Raw genomic sequence first — 292 nt, forward strand, 5'->3', positions numbered from 1 at the left:
TACCTTGCAAGAATTAGGCATTGTACCGTCGTTTAGTCGCCCGTCAGTGAGTAATGATAATCCCTATTCGGAGTCATTATTTAAAACGTTAAAATATCGCTCAGACTACCCAGAAAAGCCATTTGAAGATATAAGCGCAGCAAGAGAATGGGTAAGTGGGTTCGTAAAACAAAATTGACACCCATTATAAATAAATGCTGAAGTCATCAAACTTAACCGTGCAAAAAACTGCCTGCCCGCAATTACTCTTCGAGGAAATGTTGTTTGTAATAAATAACGTGACTAATGTCCG

The 292-nt window shown here is 38.7% G+C and carries 1 pseudogene; it reads left to right on the top strand.

Annotated elements, in window-relative coordinates:
• Positions 1–166 (top strand): annotated as a pseudogene (locus H5154_RS23340) (IS3 family transposase); the annotation flags it as partial.
• Positions 167–292 lie beyond the last annotated feature (126 nt).

This window comes from Pseudoalteromonas sp. SR44-5, assembly GCF_014163675.1.
GTDB lineage: Bacteria > Pseudomonadota > Gammaproteobacteria > Enterobacterales > Alteromonadaceae > Pseudoalteromonas > Pseudoalteromonas rhizosphaerae.